The sequence below is a fragment of the Actinosynnema sp. NPDC059335 genome (assembly GCF_042752395.1).
GTDB lineage: Bacteria > Actinomycetota > Actinomycetes > Mycobacteriales > Pseudonocardiaceae > Actinosynnema.
Genome location: NZ_JBHYXZ010000007.1, coordinates 103,833 through 107,636, shown reverse-complemented (window position 1 = coordinate 107,636; position 3,804 = coordinate 103,833). Strand labels below are relative to the sequence as shown.

Below are 3,804 nucleotides of genomic sequence, written 5' to 3'. Positions count from 1 at the left end.
CCGCGCTCCCCCTCGTGGTGTGGGGCTGCGGCCGGCGGGGGGCGTGGGCGCGCGTGGTCTCGGCGGCGGGGGGCCCCCCCCCCCCCCCCCCCACCAATCCGATGCCGTCTAGGAGGTCGTGATGGCTTCGTGGCGTTTGTTGAGCATCATCGTCGCGCTTTTCGTGGTCCTGCTCGTCTTCGACATGATGCGGCGCCGGAAGCTGCGCGAGAAGTACGCGAGCATCTGGCTGTTCCTGGCGATCGGCGTGGCCGTGCTGGCCGCCGTTCCCGGTGTTCCCGAATTCCTCACCAGAATCACCGGGATCATCACGCCGTCGAACTTCGTCCTGTTCCTCGCGGTCGGCGTCCTCGGCCTGGTGGCCCTGCACCTCAGCACCGAGGTGGGCCGGCTGGAGGAGGAGGTGCGCACCGCGGTCGAGGAGATCGCGTTGCAGCGCGGGGAGCTGGAGGACCAGCACGAAGCGCTCCGGGCACGGGTGGTCGAACTGGAGCGGTCGGTGGGCGCGCAGCGGCTCGGCGACCCGTCGTCGGTGCGCTCCTCGTGAGCCGTTTACCGGTCGGTAACCCGGTCGTCGGGGCAGGACCTGGCTCAAGCGCCCACGAGCGCAGCCGGTAGCCTCATCCTTCGTGAGCTTCGATGGATTTGACCTGATCGTCGTCGGTTCCGGGTTCTTCGGGCTGACCGTCGCGGAACGGACCGCGTCCCAGCTCGGCAAGCGGGTGCTGGTCCTGGAGCGGCGGGAGCACCTCGGCGGCAACGCCTACTCCGAGGCCGAGCCGGAGACCGGGATCGAGGTGCACCGCTACGGCGCGCACCTGTTCCACACGTCGAACAAGCGGGTCTGGGAGTACGTCAACCAGTTCACCGAGTTCACCGGCTACCAGCACCGCGTGTTCGCCATGCACGGCGGCCAGGCGTACCAGTTCCCGATGGGCCTGGGCCTGATCTCGCAGTTCCTGGGCCGCTACCTCAGCCCGGAAGAGGCGCGGGCGTGGGTCGCCGAACAGGCGTCGGAGATCGACTCCAAGGAAGCGCAGAACCTGGAGGAGAAGGCGATCTCGCTCATCGGCCGCCCGCTCTACGAGGCGTTCGTGCGCGACTACACCGCCAAGCAGTGGCAGACCGACCCGAAGGAGCTGCCCGCGGCGGTCATCAGCCGCCTGCCGGTGCGCTACACCTTCGACAACCGGTACTTCAACGACACCTACGAGGGCCTGCCCGTCGACGGGTACGCCGCGTGGTTGCAGAAGATGGCCGACCACCCGAACATCGAGGTGCGGCTGAACACCGACTTCTTCGACGTGCGGGCCGAGATCCCGGCCGGCACCCCGATCGTCTACACCGGCCCGGTGGACCGGTACTTCGACTACAGCGAGGGCTGGCTCGGCTGGCGCACGCTCGACTTCGAGCAGGAAGTGCTGCCGGTCGGCGACTTCCAGGGCACCGCCGTCATGAACTACAACGACGCGGACGTGCCCTACACTCGGATCCACGAGTTCCGGCACTTCCACCCCGAGCGCGACTACCCGTCGGACAAGACGGTCATCGTGCGGGAGTTCTCCCGGGCGGCCGAGAAGGACGACGAGCCGTACTACCCGATCAACACGCCCGAGGACCGGGCGAAGTTGGAGCGGTACCGCGAGCTCGCGCGCAAGGAAGCCGCCGAGCGTAACGTCGTCTTCGGTGGTCGACTGGGCACCTACAAGTACCTGGACATGCACATGGCGATCGGTTCGGCGCTGAGCGTGTTCGACAACAAGATCGCCCCGCACCTGACCTCCGGTCGGGCGCTGGACGGTTCGCTGGAGGACTGATTCGGTTATGTCGGGCAACTCCACCCTCGTCGAGCACGAGGCCCCGGAGAGACTGCTGGCGCAGCGCGGCCTGTTCGCCGGGCCGTCGCAGATCGTCTCGGAGGACCTCTACGCCGAGGTCGCGCAGGGGATCGCCGACCGCGATCGGCACCGCCTGGTCGTGCACCCGCACGCCGCGGTGTCGATGAACACCTACTTCGGTCGGTTCCCGGCCACCTACTGGCAGCGGTGGTGCGTCAGCACCGAGGTGGAGCTGAGCCTGACCCTCACCGGCTCGGGCACCGTGTCGATCGTGGCCTCCGACGCGGAGGGGGAGACCCGGACCGTCGTCGCCGAGCAGGTCTCGGACGCGCGGGAGCGGGTCGTCACCCTCACGGCCAAGATCGACAAGTTCACCGACGGCGGCGGCCTGTGGTTCGACGTCGCCACCGGTGAGCACCAGCTCGTGGTCGAGCACGTTCGGTGGACGGTCGCGCCGCCGCGGAAGGTCCGGCCGACCGCCGTCGTCATCTGCACGTTCAACCGGGTCGAGGACTGCCTCAACACGATGGCGGCCCTGGCCTCCGACCAGGAGCCGCTCGGCCTGGTCGACGCGGTGTACGTGGTGGACCAGGGCAGCGACCCGGTCGAGTCGCGCCCCCGGTTCGCCGAGGTCGCCGCCGCGCTGGGCGACAAGCTGCGCTACATCCGCCAGCCCAACCTCGGCGGCGCGGGCGGCTTCACCCGCGGCCTGTACGAGGTCATGGAGGTCGACGGGGCCGAGCACGCCAACGTCCTGTTCATGGACGACGACGTGCTGTGCGAGCCGGAGATCGTGGTCCGCACGACCGCGTTCGCCAACCGCACCGCGCAGCCGGTCATCGTCGGCGGCCAGATGCTGTACCTGCTGCACCCGAACCACCTGCACGTGGGCGCGGAGTACGCCAACCTCGACACGCTGGCCCCCGGCCAGGTCGTGGAGGGCGCGCTGCACGACGCCGACCTCACCGGGTACGACGAGGAGACCGGCAAGCGCAACGTGCAGGACCGCCGGGTCGACGCGGGCTACAACGGCTGGTGGTCGTGCCTGATCCCGTCGGAGATCGTCAAGGCGATCGGCTACCCGCTGCCGCTGTTCTTCCAGTGGGACGACATCGAGTACGGCTACCGGGCGCGGGCCAACGGGTTCGCCACGGTCACCCTGCCGGGCGCGGGCGTGTGGCACGCCGACTTCCACTGGAAGGACTGGGACGACTGGCACCGGTACTTCAACCTGCGCAACGCCCTGGTCACCTCGGCGCTGCACAGCCAGTTCGACCCCAAGCGGATCTGCCGGACCATGGCGGCCCAGCTCGCCACCTACCTGGTCGGCATGCAGTACGGCCTGGCGGCGACCCAGCTCAAGGCCATCGAGGACTTCCTCAAGGGCCCCGAGGTGCTGCGCGACGGCGGCGTGGAGGCGGCGGCGGAGATCCGCAAGCTGCGCGCCGAGTTCCCGGAGACCGTCAAGCACCCGGCGTCGGAGGTGCCCGGCATCCCGTCCGGCGACCTGCCGCTGATCCCGGCCCCGCCCGCGCCGCGGCTGTTCGCGCCGGTGCTGGCCAAGCGGGTGGTCAACCAGCTCCTCGGCCGCAGCGTGCACGACGTCGGCGCGGTCGCCGCGGGCGACTCGGCGTGGTGGCACGTGTCGCTGTTCAACACCGCGGTCGTCACCGACGCGTCCCAGGAGGGCGTGCGGGTCCGGCGGCGCGACCGCGAGCTGGCCGTCCGGCTCGGCAAGCGCGGCACCCGGCTGATCAAGGAGCTGTACCAGCGCGCCCCCGAGATGCAGCGCGCGTACCGCGAGGCGATGGGCGAGCTGACCAGCCGCGAGAACTGGCGCCGGTTGTACGACCTCTGACCGGTGTGGCGGGGCGGCCCTGAGGGGTCGCCCCCCGCCACATACCCCCCAAACAGCTCACGCCCGTAGCACCCCGAGGGGCCACCAGTGGTCGCACTGCACCCGGTG

At 70.0% G+C, this 3,804-nt stretch carries 3 protein-coding genes; all 3 read left to right on the top strand.

The features are described 5' to 3' along the window. Positions 1-121 precede the first annotated feature (121 nt). On the top strand, positions 122-547 hold the full coding sequence (locus ACFXGA_RS04045) for a DUF2304 domain-containing protein (RefSeq protein WP_378084174.1): 426 nt from the start codon (positions 122-124) through the stop codon (positions 545-547). Positions 548-629: 82 nt separating this feature from the next. Beyond that, a complete protein-coding gene (glf, locus tag ACFXGA_RS04040) occupies positions 630-1,817 on the top strand; it encodes a UDP-galactopyranose mutase (RefSeq protein WP_378084173.1) in 1,188 nt (395 codons plus the stop codon). A gap of 7 nt (positions 1,818-1,824) precedes the next feature. Then, complete coding sequence (locus tag ACFXGA_RS04035; protein ID WP_378084172.1) at positions 1,825-3,696, top strand: glycosyltransferase; 1,872 nt, start codon at positions 1,825-1,827, stop codon at positions 3,694-3,696. Positions 3,697-3,804 lie beyond the last annotated feature (108 nt).